This is a genomic window from Neisseria sp. 74A18, assembly GCF_001308005.1.
GTDB lineage: Bacteria > Pseudomonadota > Gammaproteobacteria > Burkholderiales > Neisseriaceae > Neisseria > Neisseria dumasiana.
On the sequence record NZ_LGZA01000028.1, the window covers coordinates 21440 to 38969 of the forward strand.

22 protein-coding genes and 5 tRNA genes are annotated in these 17530 nt (G+C 45.8%); 16 read left to right on the plus strand and 11 right to left on the minus strand.

Annotated elements, in window-relative coordinates:
* The first annotated feature begins 185 nt into the window (after positions 1–185).
* The 9 genes from AKG43_RS09045 (at position 186) to AKG43_RS09085 (ending at position 6550) form a co-directional block, all read left to right on the plus strand.
* On the plus strand, positions 186–860 hold the full coding sequence (locus tag AKG43_RS09045) for a DUF502 domain-containing protein (protein WP_054600264.1): 675 nt from the start codon (positions 186–188) through the stop codon (positions 858–860).
* Positions 861–957: 97 nt separating this feature from the next.
* Positions 958–2766 carry an aspartate--tRNA ligase gene (aspS, locus tag AKG43_RS09050; protein ID WP_054600245.1) on the plus strand — a complete coding sequence of 603 codons (1809 nt, stop codon included), beginning with the start codon at positions 958–960 and terminating at the stop codon, positions 2764–2766.
* Positions 2767–3021: 255 nt separating this feature from the next.
* Positions 3022–4857: an excinuclease ABC subunit UvrC gene (uvrC, locus tag AKG43_RS09055; protein ID WP_054600246.1), complete on the plus strand. Its 1836-nt coding sequence runs from the start codon at positions 3022–3024 to the stop codon at positions 4855–4857.
* A 430-nt stretch (positions 4858–5287) separates the two neighbouring features.
* Positions 5288–5854, plus strand: a complete 567-nt coding sequence (gene pgsA / locus AKG43_RS09060; protein ID WP_054600247.1) for a CDP-diacylglycerol--glycerol-3-phosphate 3-phosphatidyltransferase — start codon at positions 5288–5290, stop codon at positions 5852–5854.
* Positions 5855–5935: 81 nt separating this feature from the next.
* Positions 5936–6011 (plus strand) — tRNA-Gly (locus tag AKG43_RS09065).
* A gap of 27 nt (positions 6012–6038) precedes the next feature.
* Positions 6039–6114 (plus strand) — tRNA-Gly (locus AKG43_RS09070).
* A gap of 21 nt (positions 6115–6135) precedes the next feature.
* Positions 6136–6211: transfer RNA gene (locus tag AKG43_RS09075), tRNA-Gly, on the plus strand.
* Positions 6212–6255: 44 nt separating this feature from the next.
* Positions 6256–6329 (plus strand) — tRNA-Cys (locus AKG43_RS09080).
* Between the two features lie 131 nt (positions 6330–6460).
* A tRNA-Leu gene (locus tag AKG43_RS09085) sits at positions 6461–6550 on the plus strand.
* 75 nt (positions 6551–6625) lie between these two features.
* Here AKG43_RS09085 and AKG43_RS09090 read toward each other — a convergent pair.
* The 6 genes from AKG43_RS09090 to AKG43_RS09115 form a co-directional block, all read right to left on the minus strand.
* Positions 6626–7642: a site-specific integrase gene (locus AKG43_RS09090; protein ID WP_082403045.1), complete on the minus strand. Its 1017-nt coding sequence runs from the start codon at positions 7640–7642 to the stop codon at positions 6626–6628.
* Complete coding sequence (locus AKG43_RS12425) at positions 7534–7863, minus strand: helix-turn-helix domain-containing protein (protein WP_082403046.1); 330 nt, start codon at positions 7861–7863, stop codon at positions 7534–7536. Before AKG43_RS12425 ends, AKG43_RS09090 begins: the two co-directional genes overlap by 109 nt.
* A 295-nt stretch (positions 7864–8158) precedes the next feature.
* Positions 8159–8602: a hypothetical protein gene (locus AKG43_RS09100; RefSeq protein WP_231718145.1), complete on the minus strand. Its 444-nt coding sequence runs from the start codon at positions 8600–8602 to the stop codon at positions 8159–8161.
* A complete protein-coding gene (locus tag AKG43_RS09105; RefSeq protein ID WP_054600250.1) occupies positions 8592–9371 on the minus strand; it encodes a conjugal transfer protein TraL in 780 nt (259 codons plus the stop codon). Before AKG43_RS09105 ends, AKG43_RS09100 begins: the two co-directional genes overlap by 11 nt.
* A 172-nt stretch (positions 9372–9543) precedes the next feature.
* Positions 9544–10074 (minus strand): TrbM/KikA/MpfK family conjugal transfer protein, encoded by a 531-nt coding sequence (locus AKG43_RS09110; protein ID WP_054600251.1) that lies wholly within the window; start codon positions 10072–10074, stop codon positions 9544–9546.
* A 93-nt stretch (positions 10075–10167) separates the two neighbouring features.
* On the minus strand, positions 10168–10350 hold the full coding sequence (locus AKG43_RS09115; protein ID WP_054600252.1) for a hypothetical protein: 183 nt from the start codon (positions 10348–10350) through the stop codon (positions 10168–10170).
* A 153-nt stretch (positions 10351–10503) separates the two neighbouring features.
* Here AKG43_RS09115 and AKG43_RS12815 point away from each other — a divergent pair, with 153 nt between their 5' ends.
* Positions 10504–11148 (plus strand): hypothetical protein, encoded by a 645-nt coding sequence (locus AKG43_RS12815; RefSeq protein WP_156300651.1) that lies wholly within the window; start codon positions 10504–10506, stop codon positions 11146–11148.
* Here AKG43_RS12815 and AKG43_RS09120 read toward each other — a convergent pair.
* Positions 11090–11599: a hypothetical protein gene (locus tag AKG43_RS09120; RefSeq protein WP_054600253.1), complete on the minus strand. Its 510-nt coding sequence runs from the start codon at positions 11597–11599 to the stop codon at positions 11090–11092. The genes AKG43_RS12815 and AKG43_RS09120 overlap by 59 nt on opposite strands.
* A gap of 1084 nt (positions 11600–12683) precedes the next feature.
* Between AKG43_RS09120 and AKG43_RS09125 the strand changes: the two genes are divergently transcribed.
* Positions 12684–12983 carry a type II toxin-antitoxin system HigB family toxin gene (locus tag AKG43_RS09125; RefSeq protein ID WP_054600266.1) on the plus strand — a complete coding sequence of 100 codons (300 nt, stop codon included), beginning with the start codon at positions 12684–12686 and terminating at the stop codon, positions 12981–12983.
* An 11-nt stretch (positions 12984–12994) separates the two neighbouring features.
* Complete coding sequence (locus AKG43_RS09130) at positions 12995–13369, plus strand: type II toxin-antitoxin system HigA family antitoxin (RefSeq protein ID WP_054600254.1); 375 nt, start codon at positions 12995–12997, stop codon at positions 13367–13369.
* Positions 13370–13414: 45 nt separating this feature from the next.
* Here AKG43_RS09130 and AKG43_RS09135 read toward each other — a convergent pair whose 3' ends face one another.
* A complete protein-coding gene (locus tag AKG43_RS09135) occupies positions 13415–14053 on the minus strand; it encodes a S24 family peptidase (RefSeq protein WP_054600255.1) in 639 nt (212 codons plus the stop codon).
* A gap of 111 nt (positions 14054–14164) precedes the next feature.
* Between AKG43_RS09135 and AKG43_RS09140 the strand changes: the two genes are divergently transcribed.
* Positions 14165–14368: a Cro/CI family transcriptional regulator gene (locus tag AKG43_RS09140; protein WP_054600256.1), complete on the plus strand. Its 204-nt coding sequence runs from the start codon at positions 14165–14167 to the stop codon at positions 14366–14368.
* Between the two features lie 149 nt (positions 14369–14517).
* Here AKG43_RS09140 and AKG43_RS09145 read toward each other — a convergent pair whose 3' ends face one another.
* Together AKG43_RS09145 and AKG43_RS13555 are read right to left on the minus strand one after the other, a co-directional pair.
* On the minus strand, positions 14518–14811 hold the full coding sequence (locus AKG43_RS09145; RefSeq protein WP_054600257.1) for a HigA family addiction module antitoxin: 294 nt from the start codon (positions 14809–14811) through the stop codon (positions 14518–14520).
* A gap of 9 nt (positions 14812–14820) precedes the next feature.
* The gene (locus AKG43_RS13555) at positions 14821–15099 is read right to left on the minus strand and encodes a type II toxin-antitoxin system RelE/ParE family toxin (RefSeq protein WP_054600258.1); all 279 of its coding nucleotides are present in this window, start codon (positions 15097–15099) and stop codon (positions 14821–14823) included.
* A 42-nt stretch (positions 15100–15141) separates the two neighbouring features.
* Here AKG43_RS13555 and AKG43_RS09155 point away from each other — a divergent pair, with 42 nt between their 5' ends.
* The 3 genes from AKG43_RS09155 (at position 15142) to AKG43_RS09165 (ending at position 17056) form a co-directional block, all read left to right on the plus strand.
* Entirely contained in the window at positions 15142–15954 is an 813-nt protein-coding gene (locus tag AKG43_RS09155) for a hypothetical protein (protein WP_054600259.1), read from the plus strand.
* Between the two features lie 515 nt (positions 15955–16469).
* Positions 16470–16712 carry an AbrB/MazE/SpoVT family DNA-binding domain-containing protein gene (locus AKG43_RS09160; RefSeq protein WP_054600260.1) on the plus strand — a complete coding sequence of 81 codons (243 nt, stop codon included), beginning with the start codon at positions 16470–16472 and terminating at the stop codon, positions 16710–16712.
* A complete protein-coding gene (locus AKG43_RS09165) occupies positions 16709–17056 on the plus strand; it encodes a type II toxin-antitoxin system PemK/MazF family toxin (protein ID WP_054600261.1) in 348 nt (115 codons plus the stop codon). Before AKG43_RS09160 ends, AKG43_RS09165 begins: the two co-directional genes overlap by 4 nt.
* 45 nt (positions 17057–17101) lie before the next feature.
* On the opposite strand, the gene AKG43_RS13370 is transcribed toward AKG43_RS09165, so the two are convergent.
* Complete coding sequence (locus AKG43_RS13370; RefSeq protein ID WP_082403047.1) at positions 17102–17452, minus strand: hypothetical protein; 351 nt, start codon at positions 17450–17452, stop codon at positions 17102–17104.
* Positions 17453–17530: the final 78 nt, after the last annotated feature.

The window sequence follows — 17530 nt, forward strand, 5'->3', positions numbered from 1 at the left end:
CGGCAACAGAATCGGTTCCGCACTACCTGCACTGCCTGCGGCTTGCTGTTTTGTATTAAAAATAAGTTGGTTGATTGCAAAGCCCGAATGTGCGCATTTTATGGCGCGGCACTCGTTTATTACCGCTCTAGCGCGTATAATGCCGCGTTTGGGCAAGATTAATTACCTTGAATGGAACATGAATGATGGCCAAAAATGCAGCGGAAAGCGGCGGAATCGGCAAAGCTTTGAAAAAATATCTGATTACCGGTGTTTTGGTATGGCTGCCGATTGCGGTAACGTTATGGGTCATCACCTATATCGTGTCTGCATCCGATCAATTGATTAATCTCTTGCCCGCGCATTGGCAGCCGAAACATTTTCTCGGCTTCAATATTCCCGGCTTGGGTGTGATTGTGACTGTGCTGGCTCTGTTTATTACCGGCCTGTTCGGTGCCAATGTGATCGGTAAGCAAATGATTGCGGCTTGGGATCATCTGCTCGGCCGCATTCCCGTTGTGAAGTCGATTTATTCCAGCGTGAAGAAGGTGTCGGAGTCGTTATTGTCCGACAACAGCCGTTCCTTCAAAACGCCGGTATTGGTTCCTTTTCCTCAGCCGGATATTTGGAGTATCGCTTTTGTTTCGGGCAGCATTCCTTCTGCGGTTGCGCGCAGTTTAAACGGCGAAGAGTATGTTTCGGTATATGTGCCGACTACGCCGAACCCTACCGGCGGCTATTACATCATGGTTAAAAAAAGCGATGTCCGCGAGTTGGATATGAGCGTGGACGACGCTTTGAAATACATTATTTCACTCGGCATGGTGCTGCCCAATGAGGTGGCAGAGCAGGCGGGCGGAGTAACAGATAAGGCCGTCTGAACCGTATGTTTCAGACGGCATTGCTTATTCGGGCTTTAAATCCAAAAAATCCAAACATATCAACAAATAATTGATTTTAATTAATTAAGGTGAATTTATGCGTACCAACTATTGTGGCCTAATCAGCGAACAATACTTAGACCAAACCGTTACCGTAAAAGGCTGGGTACACCGCCGCCGCGACCACGGCGGGGTTATTTTTATCGACTTGCGTGACCGCGAAGGCATTGTGCAGGTGGTTATCGATCCCGACACCCCCGAAGCATTCAAAACGGCCGATTCAGCCCGTAACGAATACGTTTTAAGCATTACCGGAAAAGTGCGCAACCGCCCCGAAGGCACGGCCAACGAAAAAATGATTTCCGGCAAAATCGAAATTTTGGCCAAAGAAATCGAAATCTTAAATGCCGCGGCAACGCCTCCGTTCCAAATCGACGACGAAAACATCAGCGAAAACGTACGCTTAACCAACCGTGTGATCGACCTGCGCCGTCCGCAAATGCAGCGCAACCTTCGCTTGCGTTACCAAGTAGCCATGGGTGTGCGCCGCTATTTAGATGCACAAGGCTTTATCGACATCGAAACGCCGATGCTGACCCGTTCCACTCCCGAAGGCGCGCGCGATTATCTCGTGCCCAGCCGCGTGCATCCGGGCGAATTTTTTGCCTTGCCGCAATCTCCGCAGCTGTTCAAACAACTGCTGATGGTGGCCGGTTTCGACCGTTATTACCAAATCACCAAATGCTTCCGCGATGAAGATTTGCGTGCCGACCGCCAGCCTGAATTCACCCAAATCGATATCGAAACTTCGTTCTTGAACGAAGATGAAATCATGGATATTACCGAAGGCATGGCCAAACAAGTGTTCAAAGATGCATTGGGCGTGGAATTGGGCGACTTCCCGCGCATGCCGTTCTCCGAAGCCATGTTCTACTACGGTTCCGACAAACCCGATATGCGCGTGTCGCTCAAATTCACCGAGCTGACCGAGTTGATGAAAACCGAAGAATTCAAAGTATTCCGTGCCGCAGCCGATATGAAAGGCGGCCGCGTGGTGGCTTTGCGCGTGCCCAACGGTGTGAAATTAAGCCGCAAAGACATCGACGAATACACCAAATTTGTCGGCATCTACGGCGCGAAAGGCTTGGCTTACATCAAAGTGAACGATGTGAGCAACATCACCAACGGCGAAGACAGCGGCCTGCAATCTCCGATTGTGAAATTCCTGTCTGAAAACTGCCTGAAAGAAATTATTGCCAAAACCGAAGCGCAAAACGGCGACATTATTTTCTTCGGTGCCGACAAAGCCAAGATTGTGAACGAAGCCATCGGTGCATTGCGTATCAAAATCGGTCATGAACACGGCGCGGAAAACGGTTACTTCGTGGACGAATGGAAACCGTTGTGGGTGGTTGATTTCCCGATGTTCGAATACGACGAAGAAAACGACCGCTATGCCGCCATGCACCATCCGTTTACTTCGCCTAAGCCCGGTCATGAAGACTTGATGGAAACCGACCCGGAAAACTGCTTGGCGCGTGCCTATGATATGGTGCTGAACGGCTGGGAAATCGGCGGCGGTTCTATCCGTATCCACCGCGCCGATGTTCAGGAAAAAGTGTTTGCCGCCCTGAAAATCAGCCCTGAAGAGCAACAGGAAAAATTCGGCTTCTTGCTGGATAACCTGAAATTCGGCGCGCCTCCGCACGGCGGTTTGGCTTTCGGCTTAGACCGTTTGGTTACGTTGATGACCGGTGCCGAATCCATCCGCGACGTGATTGCTTTCCCGAAAACCCAACGCGCCCAATGCTTGCTGACCAATGCGCCGAATGCGGTTGACGAGAAACAACTGCGCGAACTGAGCCTGCGCTTGCGTGCGAAAGCGACTGAAAACAAAGAGGCATAAGATTCTTTAATTGAGAAACTAAAGGCCGTCTGAAAACTTTTCAGACGGCCTTTTCATAAAAGCCAAGTCTTTTTAAAGCCGGCTTGCTATACGATGTTTCAAAAGAGATTTGGCTATCCAAAATTTCTACTCAATCCAAAAAAAGCGTTTGCAGCACCCCATTTATTCTCGATAGCCCGCAGACTGCATTCCTCCGCGCCACATATAATTTCCCGTATAATTCAGGCCGTCTGAAACCTGAATCTGCCTTCTGCCGTGTCCACTCCGTTCGACTTAACCGTTTTTTTGAAAAATCTGCCGAATCTGCCGGGCGTTTACCGCATGCTCGACAAAAGCGGGCAGGTTTTGTACGTCGGCAAAGCTGTCAATCTGAAACGGCGGGTGTCGAGCTATTTTCAGAAAAGCGACCACTCTCCGCGCATCACCTTGATGGTGAGGCAGGTGCATTCGGTGGAAACTACTGTTACCCGTTCCGAAGCCGAAGCGCTGATTCTGGAAAACAATTTAATCAAAGCCTTATCGCCGAAATACAATATTCTTTTCCGCGACGACAAAAGCTATCCCTATCTGATGCTGAGCGGGCACGAGTTCCCGCAGATGGCCTATTACCGCGGCACGCTCAAAAAAACCAACCAATATTTCGGCCCTTATCCAAACGGTTACGCCGTGCGCGACAGCATTCAGATTCTGCAAAAAGTATTCCGCCTGCGCACTTGTGAAGACAGCGTATTCCAACACCGCGACCGTGCCTGCCTGCTGTATCAAATCAAACGCTGTTCCGGCCCGTGTGTCGGCCATATTTCTTATGAAGACTACCAAGCCAGCGTGCGCGAAGCCGTTACCTTTCTCAACGGCAAAACCGGCGAACTCACCCAAACCCTGCACCACAAAATGAATCAGGCCGCCGCCGCGCTGCAATTTGAAGAAGCCGCCCGCTACCGCGATCAAATCCAAGCACTTGGGTTGGTGCAAAGCCAGCAGTTCATCGACAGCAAAAATCCCAACAATCCCAACGATATCGACCTGCTGGCGCTGGTGGTAGAGCAAGGCAGCGTGTGTATCCATTGGGTCAGCATCCGCGGCGGGCGGCATGTCGGCGATAAAAGTTTCTTCCCCGATGTGCGCAATGATCCCGAACCCAACGGGCAGGATTACGCCGAAGCCTTTGTCGCCCAACATTATTTAGGCAAAAGCAAGCCCGACGTCATCATCAGCAACTTCACTTTGCCCGAAGTGCTTCAGACGGCCTTAAACCAAGAACACGGCAAGCAAATCCAATTCGTTACCAAAACCATAGGCGAGCGCAAAATCTGGCTGAACATGGCAGAGAAAAACGCCAAACTCGCCATTGCCCAACACCGTTTGCAGCACAGCAACCAGCAACACCGCATCGAAGAACTGGCACGCGTGTTAAACATGGATTCAGACGGCCTCCAACGCCTCGAATGCTTTGATATCAGCCACACGCAGGGCGAAGCCACCATCGCCTCCTGCGTTGTGTACGACGAGCATAATATCCAACCCAACCAATACCGCCGCTACAACATCACCACCGCCAAAGCCGGCGACGACTACGCCGCCATGCGCGAAGTGCTTACCCGCCGTTACGGCAAAATGGTCGAAGCCGAAGCCAACGGCGAAGCCGTCAAATGGCCCGATGCCGTCTTAATCGACGGTGGCAAAGGGCAAGTCGGCATGGCCGTAGCCGTGTGGGAAGAGCTCGGCCTGCACATCCCCATCATCGGCATCGCCAAAGGTCCCGAACGCAAAGCCGGCTTGGAAGAACTGATCTTGCCGTTCACAGGCGAAACTTTCCGCCTACCGCCCAACAGCCCCGCCTTGCATTTGCTGCAAACCGTGCGCGACGAATCTCACCGTTTCGCCATTACCGGACACCGCAAAAAACGCGACAAAACAAGAGTAACGTCGTCATTAAACGAAATCCCCGGCATAGGCGCAAAACGCCGCCAAGCATTGCTTACCCGTTTCGGAGGGCTGCGCGGCGTAGCAGCCGCCAGCGTAGAAGACTTGGCTCAAGTAGAAGGCATTAGCAAAGCCTTGGCCGAAAAAATTTATGAAAGCCTGCACTGATTGAAAATATACATATTAGATAAGGCGGAATACAGCCGTGCGGTTTATTTTTCATACGCCACACGATAACCCGCACAAGCAAGCCTTTAAATTCGCTATAATTCGGCATCAACCGAATGCAGCCGCGGTTAGCAAACCGCCGTTGCGTGTTTGAATAATAAAATTTCTGCACACACTTTTCAGACGGCCGGAAGCATACCAACCCATCATACAAGCCGTCTGAAAACACGCAGGCATATAGCAAATAAACTTTATTTCCGCTACGGCGTTGCTGCGTCTTAGCTCAAAGAGAACGATAGAACAAGCCGCTAAAGCGGCAACAGAATCGGTTTTAGTTTTATATTATCCATACTGTTTGCGGCTTGCCGCCTTGCATCAAAAATAAGTTTATATTGCTATATCAGCAGCAAAACACAGAAAGCCACAAATCATGCCCTGGAATGTTCCCATTTTCCTTACTTGGATGCGCGTATTGCTGATTCCGGTATTCACACTTCTGTTTTACCTGCCCAAAGAATGGCTGGACATACAAACCGTAAATTGGACAGCCGCCGTGATTTTTGCCATTGCCGCCGTTACCGACTGGTTCGACGGTTTTTTAGCGCGCCGTTGGAAGCAAACCTCCGATTTCGGCGCTTTTCTCGATCCCGTTGCCGACAAACTGATGGTTGCCGTAGCCTTATTGTTGCTGGTTAGCTTAGGTAGAACCTATGCCATTTTCGCCATGATCATCATCGGCAGAGAAATCACCATTTCAGCATTGCGCGAATGGATGGCGCAAATGGGCAAGCGCAACAGCGTGGCCGTCGCCACCATCGGAAAATTCAAAACCGCCGCACAAATGGCCGCTATTTTGCTGTTGCTGATCGGATTGCAAGATTTTTACGGCTTTAACCTTATCAGCATCGGTAACATATTGATGTTTATCGCATCTGTGTTAACACTATGGTCGATGTTCTATTATTTGAAAATGGCATGGAACGAATTTAAGCATTAAATCCCAACAAAATGCTTGACAGCAAAATTTCAGACACTATAATGGCCTTCTCTTTTGCAAAGCAGTAAGCAAAAGCCCAAAGCGGGAATAGCTCAGTTGGTAGAGCGCAACCTTGCCAAGGTTGAGGTCGCGAGTTCGAGACTCGTTTCCCGCTCCACAGTTTAACTTCAAATGTAATTCAAATGCGGGAATAGCTCAGTTGGTAGAGCGCAACCTTGCCAAGGTTGAGGTCGCGAGTTCGAGACTCGTTTCCCGCTCCAACAATTTACATTTGAACCAAAGCGGGAATAGCTCAGTTGGTAGAGCGCAACCTTGCCAAGGTTGAGGTCGCGAGTTCGAGACTCGTTTCCCGCTCCAAAATACCAAGCCGTTTACACCACTTAAACGGCTTGTAAAGTTTAGGCGGAATGGCAGAGTGGTTATGCAGCGGCCTGCAAAGCCGTGTACGCCGGTTCGATTCCGACTTCCGCCTCCAATCAAACCCTCATGGCGGGGTGGCAGAGTGTTTATGCGATAAGGGGTGCAACCCTTATACAGGCCGGTTAAAATCCGCGCCCCCGCCTCCAAGTTATTTGTCTTTCATTTCATTCAGAAATAAAAGACAAAGCCCGGGTGGTGAAATAGGTAGACACAACGGACTTAAAATCCGTCGACCCTAAACAGGTCGTGCCGGTTCGATTCCGGCTCCGGGCACCATAACCATCATGATTTCGCTAAGAAAATTATCTTTTCGTATCAAATAATCATCAAGCCAAAACATTCCGGCTAAAGTTACTGTGACAAATTTGTGTCATCATTCTCCGTATGACTAACCAAATCAGACAGTATCTGTGCATGTGACTGCAAATGCTCCGACGACAAATGTGCATAGCGTTGAACCATAGATAGTGTTTTCCATCCACCCATCTCCTGTAACACCCTCAATGGTACTCCGCGTTGCACTAGCCAGCTTGCCCAAGTGTGTCTCAAATCGTGCCATGTGAAATCTGTTATGTTGGCCAACTCAAGACTTTTCTTCCAATACCTACTGTTTATACCAACAATAGGATTCCCACGCTTGTTGACAAAAACGTAGTCGGAATGTTTTCCAATCTGTCGCCTCAAAACCTCAATCGCGGCTTCATTCAAAACAACACCCAAAGCTCTTCCAGCTTTCATCTCATCAGGATAACACCAAGCAACTTTACGATCTAAATCTATTTGGCTCCACTTTAGATTTAAAACATTGCTCTGTCTTAAACCAGTATTGAGACTAAATATAATCAGATCAGCAAAATACCTTGGTTTTGCAACCCCAATCAGCCTTTGAGCTTCAGCAGGCTTTAACCAGCGAACTCGCCCTTCATTCTCTTTGTATTTTTCAATGTATGGGGCTTTGTCTATCCATTTCCATTTTTTTGCAGCTGCATTCAAAATAGAAATGATAAGAGATAAATAGCGGTTCTTCGTGCTGTTTTTGCAATTCAGATTGCCCACCACATTCATCACGAACTCGTTATCAATATGATGTAAATAAACTCCTCTGAATTGTGTCAGCATTCGTATTTTTGACTTGTCGTCTTCTATACTTCTTTTTGCAGCCTTCTCCTTGAGCCACTTTAAAGCGGCTTCATCCCATAAACGCTTAGGCTTTTCGCCAAGTTGGGAAACTCGCCAAGCATCATGCTTGAGTTTATCTCTCAGCTCTTCGGCTGATTTTTTGTCTTTTGTGCGAGCAGAGCGTCTAACTCTTTTTCCGCTTGGTGTCGTAAAATCAATGTACCAGACACCGTTTCCACGGCGATACAATCCATCGGTTTTAAGCATTTTTCTTCACTCCTATTAGCAAGTGAAGCCTGCAATTGCTCATTCTCTTGATTGGAAAGGAATGCGTCAAGTGCAGACCTCTTAATGCAATATTTACGACCGGGTTTGGACGCTACTAATCTGCCTTCCCTGATATGCTCCCGAATGGTTTCCGGGTGGCATTTACAGTATTCAGCAGCTTCTTCAACATCATATGTATTCATATCTGTTCACTCATATACTGTTTCATACACCGTGTACGTTGCTGTTTTCAGAAATTCGGACAGCTTTCCGATAGCAAGATGCCGTTTTATTTTCGGCTCGAGTATCAAAAAATCTTTGGCCGTAATGTAAAAAAACAGGCAGTGGAATCTGCCTGTTTCTGTTTGCACCGGTAAAAGCCGGTAGTGCGGGTAGTTGTTTTCCGGCGGAGTAAAGCCGGGCGGTATCTTAATGGTACGAATAATAGGAGTAGCCTCACTCAGCATTGTAATTCTCCAAGTAATATCAAGATGCGGACTATTTAAAAACGACAACCCCGACCAGTAGCAGCAATCCGATAACCCAAGCCGCAGAAACAAACATCAACAGCTTTTTCATGCTATCTATAAATGCTGCATTAGCAGCCTCTACGTCCTCAATAACACGTTTAGAAACCGACGCATAAACACGATCTTCAGTTTCTTTTATCTGATTGCTGGCTTGCTGTGCCAGCTCAACCAAAAGCTGCTCTCGGTAGGTTTCAAGTTTTGCGGCGGCTACCGTGATGTTTTCGGCATGGGTAGCAATATCTTGGGTAAGTGTCGAAGTTGTTTTTATCTGATGGGCAGTAAACTCAGCAAAGGCGGTATCGAACATTTGCTGCTGCATAAGAAGAACCGCCATTACCGGATCATCTTTGGAAATACGAAGACCTGTAAGGCGGAATACTTCGGATATGATGTGGTCTGTTTCACTGCTCATCAGCAACACCTGTCTTCAATTTTTTAGATGAATTATTCACCCAAATGGGTAAAGCGGCCATTTGTGCAAATAAATCGCGTTTGACATTTTTCAGCCGCTGTCGGGGCATCAATGTGAAAACATCGGATTCGACGGCTTCGCTTAATGTAAGGCTTAAAGAAGTCATCCGCTCAATATCTTTGCCGTAGGTATCCGGGTTACGGTTTTCAATGTGGACGATACCGATAATACGGTCAAGGTTGTTTTTATAAACTTGAAATTCGGTAAACGGTTTGCCGTTGTACTCGACTTTTCCCTTGTGGTCATTCAGCCAAACCACTACTTCGGACTTTATGCTGGTTAGCACCTTGTCCAGACCGTCGGCACAATCAAAAAATGCCTGCCCACCATTCATCGGGACATGAAGAATCAGCCTTACTCCCGAATCTTTTAAAAGTTCAGGAACACGGTTTTCCGTGAGATATGCCATCAAGGGAACGAATGTGGCCGCGCCGTTATCAACGATTCCAATGCCGTCTTTTTCTACCAACTCCTCAATTAGACGGTCAAAACGGGCAGAATCAATCGTATTAAATTCCGTCATGATATCAATCACGTCGGTTTTCAGCTTTTTATGGCGGCTGAAAGTACGATTCACTGGATCAGTGTCATAGCAGAACACGGGGATTTTGGCGGAGGCAACCTCCTCCATATAGTCGGCGATGATCGCACTTGTAAATGATTTGCCTACACCACCCTTACCCTGAATGACTAAATGCACTTCTTTCATTGTTATTTCCTTTTATCAAACGGCCACAAGCGGCCAATCTTTTTACACATTAAAAAACACCTTAAATCAGGCGCGCTTTAGTCTGTAAAAAGACCGGCGGAGAATGCTAACTCCGCCGGTTGAAGTTGCTCCGGTAGGGTTGGATGGAGGAATGAAACCGGAGCCGAGTGAACTATTTCACATCTACCCAACGCCCGCCGTCTTTTTCAGTTCCAACATATTTGACTTTATCGCCGGTAGTCGTCCATTCGTGGTCAAAATATGCGCGGCAGTAACTGGGCTTTGAATTTTTGACGTATGGTATGTGTACCGTGTCATACCAACCGTCTCTCCCACCTTTACCGTGCGGCACATATTTTTGGACGGTATAGGTTGATCTCATTACCCGATTCAATTCGTTTGCATCGCAACGGCCGGCACCGTTGACCAATGCGTTTACCAAATCGGGCATCTGCCCTTCATGGCTCGACGGACAAAGATTTAAGAAATCCTTACGCGCCTGCAAAGTTTTGTGCAAGCGTTTATGTTTGATGGAGAAATACCGCTTGATAGACGGTGCACATTCAGACGGCCTGTCTCCGCTGGATAAACACAAAACAGCTTCGCAGGCCAATCGGGTATCACCCGTCAATACATCGGATGCCTGAGCAGGGAATGAAACAAAAGCGGCAACCGCCGCCGAAACTGCAAAAATTTTCTTCATTGACATGTCTCCGCAAGAAAAGGATAATCGCCATACCCCTATGGTTTTATCCCTTTTAAATTAAACAGGCCGCTTTGGAAACAAAGCGGTTTTTTATTGCCATTTCACAACTTGCACCGTGTAGCCGGTTCTGTTTTCAGACGGCACGATGTTAGCGCAGGCGTCGGGGTCTTTTTTCAGCAAAAATAGTTCAACCTGCCGCGATGCATCTTCGATCGTGTCGTAAGTACCGATAACGGATACGGACACGGGTCTGCGGGTTTGGATATGGAACATAGTCGTTCTCCTTTTACATAAAAAAGTTGGTAGATAAAAAAGGCCGTCTGAAAATCATGGTTTCAGACGGCCTTTGTTGTAAGGCGGGCGTTTCAATGTCCGTGTTAAGATTGGATTCCCACATCTTCTCTTTACACAAAACAGGAAACGCCCATGAAAGAATATCAAAATGCGCCTACATTATGCGAAAGCATAGCGATTATTTTAGTGCTTATCCTTTATTACTACTTCAGCATGAACGGAAATATTGTTTTTGCCCATTGCGGTTTTTTGATCTTTTCAGTATGGACTTTTTTTCAAAAACGTAAGCAAATTATTTTTAAAGTTCGCAGGGTAGTAGGTTTTTTCATTTGCTCCGCAATGTCGTTTTTCGCAACCAAGATGTTTGCAACTTGGCATTTCAATAACAAATATGGAATTTTTAAGGAAAATCTTGATTTTTCAGTTACTGCATGGGCAGCTTGTATTGCTTGTACCGTTTTGCTGTGTATTCCTTTATTCTGCCAATCAATCAAATTTGCATGGCAAGCATTTCATTCAGGGAGCATCATGCTCTCTTTTCGTTATGCTATCTATTCAGGCTCATGCCTCCTACTTATCGTTATTTTGGGTTACGCCTACCGAAAAGTGGAGCAATACGATGTATGGCTGCTATGGCTGGATGCTTACCGGTATTCAGATTGCGGAATGATACAAAACGGATATGCCATTCGTAAAAATAGCGAAGCCTGCTATCAATTTATTTTTCAGTCTTTATTTCAGACGGAATTGAGGGAATACCCTGCTCCCAAGCCATAGGAAAACATTCAGCAAGTTGTTGTTCTGCCTGCTCACTATATTTCAACCTGTCTGCCGTAAAGGTTTTACCAAGACTATCCGTCAATTCCAATCTGCCCGTGCGGCTGAATGTGATACGGCAGATTTTTTCAGATGGTCGGTAGAACGTCTCTTTCCCAATAATTGCGCCATTATCCCAGTAGAAGCCGTTTTGCCCAAAGCGGAATACCTGATCTTCGTCTGTGTAGGAATAAGTAAGAAAAAGCATGTCGACTAAGAAAAAGATCATCAAGCCAATATAGAAATAATACGCTGCCGTTTCCCGCCCGAACGGGAAACCGAACAGCAAGTGTTTATCAAACAGACAGGAAGCAATAATCGGTAAAATACCAAATATTAAACCTGCAAAATAATTCTCATATTGAACACGCGGTACTTTTTTTAAATCGTATTCAAAATACACGGTGGACATCGCAATCTCCTTTAGGGCGAATGGTAAGCAGAAAAGCGGGCCTTTCACCCGCCCGAACCGGTATCGCGAGGTCTGTAAGCGTCTTCCCACCCCCTTTCGGCCGGAGCAGGTCGAACTCTCAAAGGCTGATTTATGCGTTAACGCCCTGCCACAGGCGAACTATGGTGTGCGAAAAAACATAACGGAGACCACACCCGAGCCGCTTGCTGCATCCTCCCTGCCGAACGGGATTCAGCCCCAACCTCCGTTATGGTGAGGCCGTCTGAAAATCATTTTTCAAACGGCCTGCTGAAACTACTTAAAATACATAAAATAACTTTAGTTACTTTCTAACTGGATAGGTGTACAATACCCACACGGAAGCCCGCTTTAACAAACGGGCTTGGGTCTGGGTGCAGACCTAAGACGGTGTGCGAGACCGTCTTATAAAACGTGTGCGTTATCGGCACACTAAAGGGCGGTAAAGCCCTGAATCTGCCCACCAAGAGGCAGCCTCAAAAAATCAGTATGTAGTTTGGAGCTTGTCCGTAGATTATCGCTCCGCATCGGGGATACGCCCCGATTATCAAATACGTTCAACAGCCGCCTGTTACCGGACGCCACTGCGCTACCCGGATGCGCGGCTTTTCTTTTAGTGGCGTGTTGAATGTCGCCTGCAACCGTTTGTGCGCCCACCGTTTCGGTGGTTTTGTTTACCCAAAGGTTCGAAGCCTTTTCTACGCTTGCCGTCTAAAGTTTTAGTGAAGCCTGCACGTTTCAGCCAATAATAAGTATGAGGACTTAGACGACTCCAAAGGCCGGTTGCTACGATTTCAAGTTGTTAAAGAGCTTTGGTTTACTGTTTGAGTTATTTTAAGATAACTTAAATTTATACACAAGCACTAATTAAAGTTATCTTAAATTTAAAATATATCAAATTGAAAATAAACATTTTTATTTTATTTCCATCTAGCAGAAAGAAGTTGATTTAATAGGTACAAAAAGGCCGTCTGAAAATTCTCAGGCGGCCTTTTTACAATTATAGAATTGACAAAATCCCATTATGGGACTATTGTTCAGGTGTCACAGAATGACAGGTTTTTTCATGAAAGTTATTTCCGTTTCAACGTTAAGGGAGTTTTGGGCGAAGCACCCGGAAACAGAGCAACCGCTGAAAGCATGGTACGATGAAATAAAAAAAGCTCAATGGCAGGATATGCACGATATTAAAAAGCAGTTTGGTAGCGCAAGCATTCTAAAAAATAATCGGGTTGTTTTTAATATCAAAGGAAATCGTTATAGGTTGGTTGTTTCATTTTGGTTTTCCGCACAATCCGCTTACATAAAATTTATTGGTACTCATCAGCAATATGATGGGATAGATGCAGAGACTGTCGAACGATGAAAGGATTGAAGATGATTGTTTTACCTCCAATCAAACCATTAAAAACGGAAGCCGATTACCAAAAAGCATTAAAACTTTTAGGGGATTTTTTTGACCGCGAGCCTGATACCGCTCCAAAGGAAGAGGCAGATTATTTTGAAGTATTGGTTGATTTAGTCGGCATTTACGAATCAAACCACTATCCGATAGAGCCGCCGGAACCGATTGAAGCCATTAAATTTCGTATGGAACAATTGGGGTTGGATGTAAAAGATATGGACGGGATTATCGGCAAGCCCAATCGGGTTTATGAAGTGTTTAATGGTAAACGTCCACTGACGCTGGCGATGATCCGCAGGATTCATGACAAGCTCGGTATTTCCGCAGATGTATTGATAAAGGCTTAATTTAATTTTAACTAAGGCCGTCTGAAAATTTTCAGACGGCCTTTCTTATCGTTTTCTCCTATAAATTCTGTGTTCAACCAAAATTCCAATAATTCGAATTTCCGTATCATTTGATGAAATTACAGGGTAATCAGGATTAAGGGGCTGAAGAGAAAATTGCCCAAGATTGTCAACACGGTATTTTCTAAATAAGACATCCTCACCTACGACTGCCAATACGAACTCTCCCGGCTCGGGTTTTTCCATTGGGTCAATGATGATGATGTCACCATTTAAAAAATCATTTGCCATTGAGTCTCCCTCGAGTTTCAAGGCAAAGGTAAGTTTTGAACTCTTGATGTCAGTCATGATGAATTCTCCTGTTGTTGATATAAAAGGAGAATCCTCATTAATTTTATAAACATCTTTATAGTTAAGAATGGGAATTTTTTCAGAAGAAATTTCAGAAATGAAGTTTGCATTACTAGCTTCACTTTCAATTCCTTTCAACAACCAACCCAAATCGCAGCCAAAGAGAGTTGAGAGATCATACAAATTCTCTGCATTAGGTTTTGTGGTATTTGATTCCCACTGAGAGATTGCGACATGAGACACATCTTTTAGCCTTTTGGCTAAATCTTGTTGGGTCAGATTCATGTCTTTCCTCATTTTTCGGATACGCTCTCCGATTGTATTTGCTTGCACAAGGAACCTCTTCTCGGAATTATTTTAGCTTTAAGTTATCTTAACTCATGTTGATTTAAGTATTCTTTACATCTATACTTTAAGAGAACTTAAAAAAGAGAATATTTCATTATGCTAACTAAAGATGTTATTGCTTTTTATGGTACGAAAATTGCTGTTGCTAGAGCTTTGGGAATTAGTCCGTCTGCGGTAACACAATGGCAGGAGGTTGTTCCGGAAAAGCAAGCGTACAGGATTCAAATACTGACGGGTGGAAAAGTAAAAATAAATCCGCGCCTATATCAGGTAGAGAAAATTCGAAAATTTAAAGCATAGTCATTAAAAAAAACCAAATGCTTATCTCAGACCCGCGCCCACACTTAACCGAAAAATTCGTCCAAGTCTATGACGAGTTTATGCCCCTATACGCGCATAAAAAAACAGAACCTGTTACGGCTCCGTTGTATGGCGATTGTTGCGGCTGTTTATGCCTGCATGGGAATAATGTGGTCGATTTCCTGTTTCAGAGACTGTTCCGCCATTTTCAGATCGTAGGCGTTTTGCAGGTTCAGCCAGCTTTGTGCATCGCCGCCGAAATAACGGGCGAGGCGCAAGGCGGTGTCGGGACTGATGCCCCGCTTTTCGCGCACGATGTCGTTAATACGCGGTGCGGGCACATGCAGGGCGACAGACAGGGCGTTGGCCGTTATGTCGAGCGGAATCAGGTACTCTTCGCGCAAAATTTCGCCGGGGTGTATGGGTCTCATTTTGTTATTCATGGTAGCTCCTTAATGGTAATCGACAATTTCAACATCGTAGGCATGTCCGTTTTCAAAACGGAAGCAAACCCGCCATTGGTCGTTGATGCGGATGCTGAACTGTCCGATACGGCTGCCTTTGAGTGCTTCAAGCCTGTTGCCGGGCGGGGAACGCAGAAAATCCACGGTAACAGCAGAATCCAACATTTGCAGCTTGCGTTCCGCCGTCTTGCGGATAGCCCTGAATTTCAATGGGCAGCGGCCTTGAAACAGTTGCTCTGTATGTTTGCAGTTAAAAGTTTGAATCATGGATATATTATATAACGCATAGCGTTAAACGGAAATCATTAAATGCTTATCGCTGACCTGCGCCCACACCTAAGCGAAAAATTCGTCCAGATCTATGACGAGTTTATGCCCGTGTGCGCACATGATTTTCAGGCGGCTTCGTTTCTATCTAATCTGTTTTGGTGGAGCGATGTGGCCGATAAAGAGCCGAAGCGGTGCGGCTGGCTCTACAAGACAGCTGCGGATTTGAAGCAGGAACTCGGTCTGACACGGCGCGGCTATGAAAAAGTACGCCGCACCCTGCTTAAGCTCGGCTTGGTGCAATATCGGCGCGGCGGGGTACACGGCAGAATGCACTGGTATCTCAACCGCGAGGTTCTGTTGGACAAAATCTGCGAATTGCGGGGCATTCCCGTTCCCGAAAAGAACAGCCGCCACCACTACGACCGAGATAATTACCGCCTGCCGAAATTCATCCCGCTGGATTTGTGGCACAACTATCTCGATATGCGGATTGAGGCTGGTAAAAAAGCGGGCACAGGGGCAAAAAAAACCGCCATTAAGCAACTGGCGGCATTCCACAATCAAAATCTCGATCTTCGCCCCATTATGGAGCGGAGCATTCTTAAAGGCTGGTTAGGTTTTTATCATAACGATAATAACCAACCGAACAGGCCGTCTGAAGTGGCATTGAAAGCACAGGAAGAACGCACGCGGCGAGAACTGGATGCAGCTGCAAAAGAGCGTCAGAAGCACGCCCCACCGCAAGAAAAGCCCGACAAGCCCCCGCCCGAAAAACCTGATCTATCAGGTAATGACGGGTATCAAGCAATACAAAACTATTTGAAAAAAGGCGGTATGAAATCAGGCAAATAAGACCTGACGGCATCCCGCGGCTTACTATTACCCATACGTCCTAAACAAATGATTTTCACCCTGTTTTTGAGCAATTCAAAGGCTTTTTGTTACGGTCAATGCACTGCATCGGCCGTTTTTTTATGCTTTTTTCGTAAATTCGGGTATTAAGGCCGTCTGAAACCGTTGGTGTCCGTTTTCAGACGGCCTTTTCTATTACTGGAATTTAGTCAATAAAATCATGTCTTTGTACATATTGTGCAAAGTACACTGTACATATTGAACAGAGAACTTTGTACGCCGAGGACAATATCTATACAGAGATCACATCAGAGACCACTTACAGATATTAATAAGGCCATTCGGCCTGATGATTTTTTGTGCAAATTATTTTTCAATTTGGAAATAAACGTTTAAAGTGTTTAGCAGGGGGGATATTCACGTTTTTTGTGGATAAGTTGGTTTTGGAAGGCATATTTTTGACACTCAAATCCAAAGTATCTACAATGTAGATACACGTCAATGGGAGTATCAGTATGAAGTTACAGAAATGGGGAAACAGCGCGGCAGTGCGCTTTCCCAAAGAGATTATCAGCCAGCTCGGTCTGCAAATTGGTGATGAACTGCAAACCGAAGTCAGAGGGCAAACGATCGTGATTAAGGCAGTTAAACGGCCACGATATAAGCTGTCGGAATTGCTATCAGAGATGCAAGGTGATGCCCCTCGTGCTGAAGGGTGGGAAGAAATGCCGGATGTTGGCAAGGAGATTGCCGAATGACGTATATCCCGGAAAAAGGCGATATTATCCATCTTCGATTTGATCCTGCATCAGGAAAGGAAATGCAGGGAGATCATTTTGCTTTGGTGGTATCGGCCAAAGCATTTAACAAAGCGATGGGACTGGTTTTTGCCTGTCCCATTTCACAAGGCAAAGCCGAAGCCGCTAGGGGAATGCTTTCCAGCCTGCTCGGAGCCGGAACCCATACTCAAGGTAATATTCATTGCCACCAGCTCAAATCACTGGATTGGAAGGCACGAAAAGCAGCGTTGAAAGAGAAGGTTCCCGATTATGTGGTGCAAGATGTTTTATCCCGCATTGAGGCTATTTTGGAACTTGATTGAAAATGGTGATTTGAGGCCGTCTGAAAAAATCAGACGGCTTTTTTCTTAGCCGACAAACTTATTAACGTCGAATTCGCCCGGCTTAAATTCAAACACGGGAATTCTCTCTTCATTTTTACCTTGTTGTCCTTGATCATTGAGCACTGATTGATTTGAAGAAAAAGCAATATTTTCGGGTTGTTTGAAAACCGAGCAAGCAGACTTTCTACTTCTAATAAACCTATTTAAAGTCGGCTGAGTAACAGATACGGCTTTTTTTTCCAACAAAAAACGCACAATATCTTTTTCTGAATAACCAAGATTTTTTAAGGTGAAAATCTCTTCGGCAAAGTCGTCCAGTTTGGATTTTTTGCCTGAAGGGGCGTTATTTTTCACAAAATCATCCAAATCCGACATATACGCTCCTTACTCGCAAAAATTCTCTTTTAATTCTCTTAATATTCATAATTATACATTCATATACTTGTCTCTTAT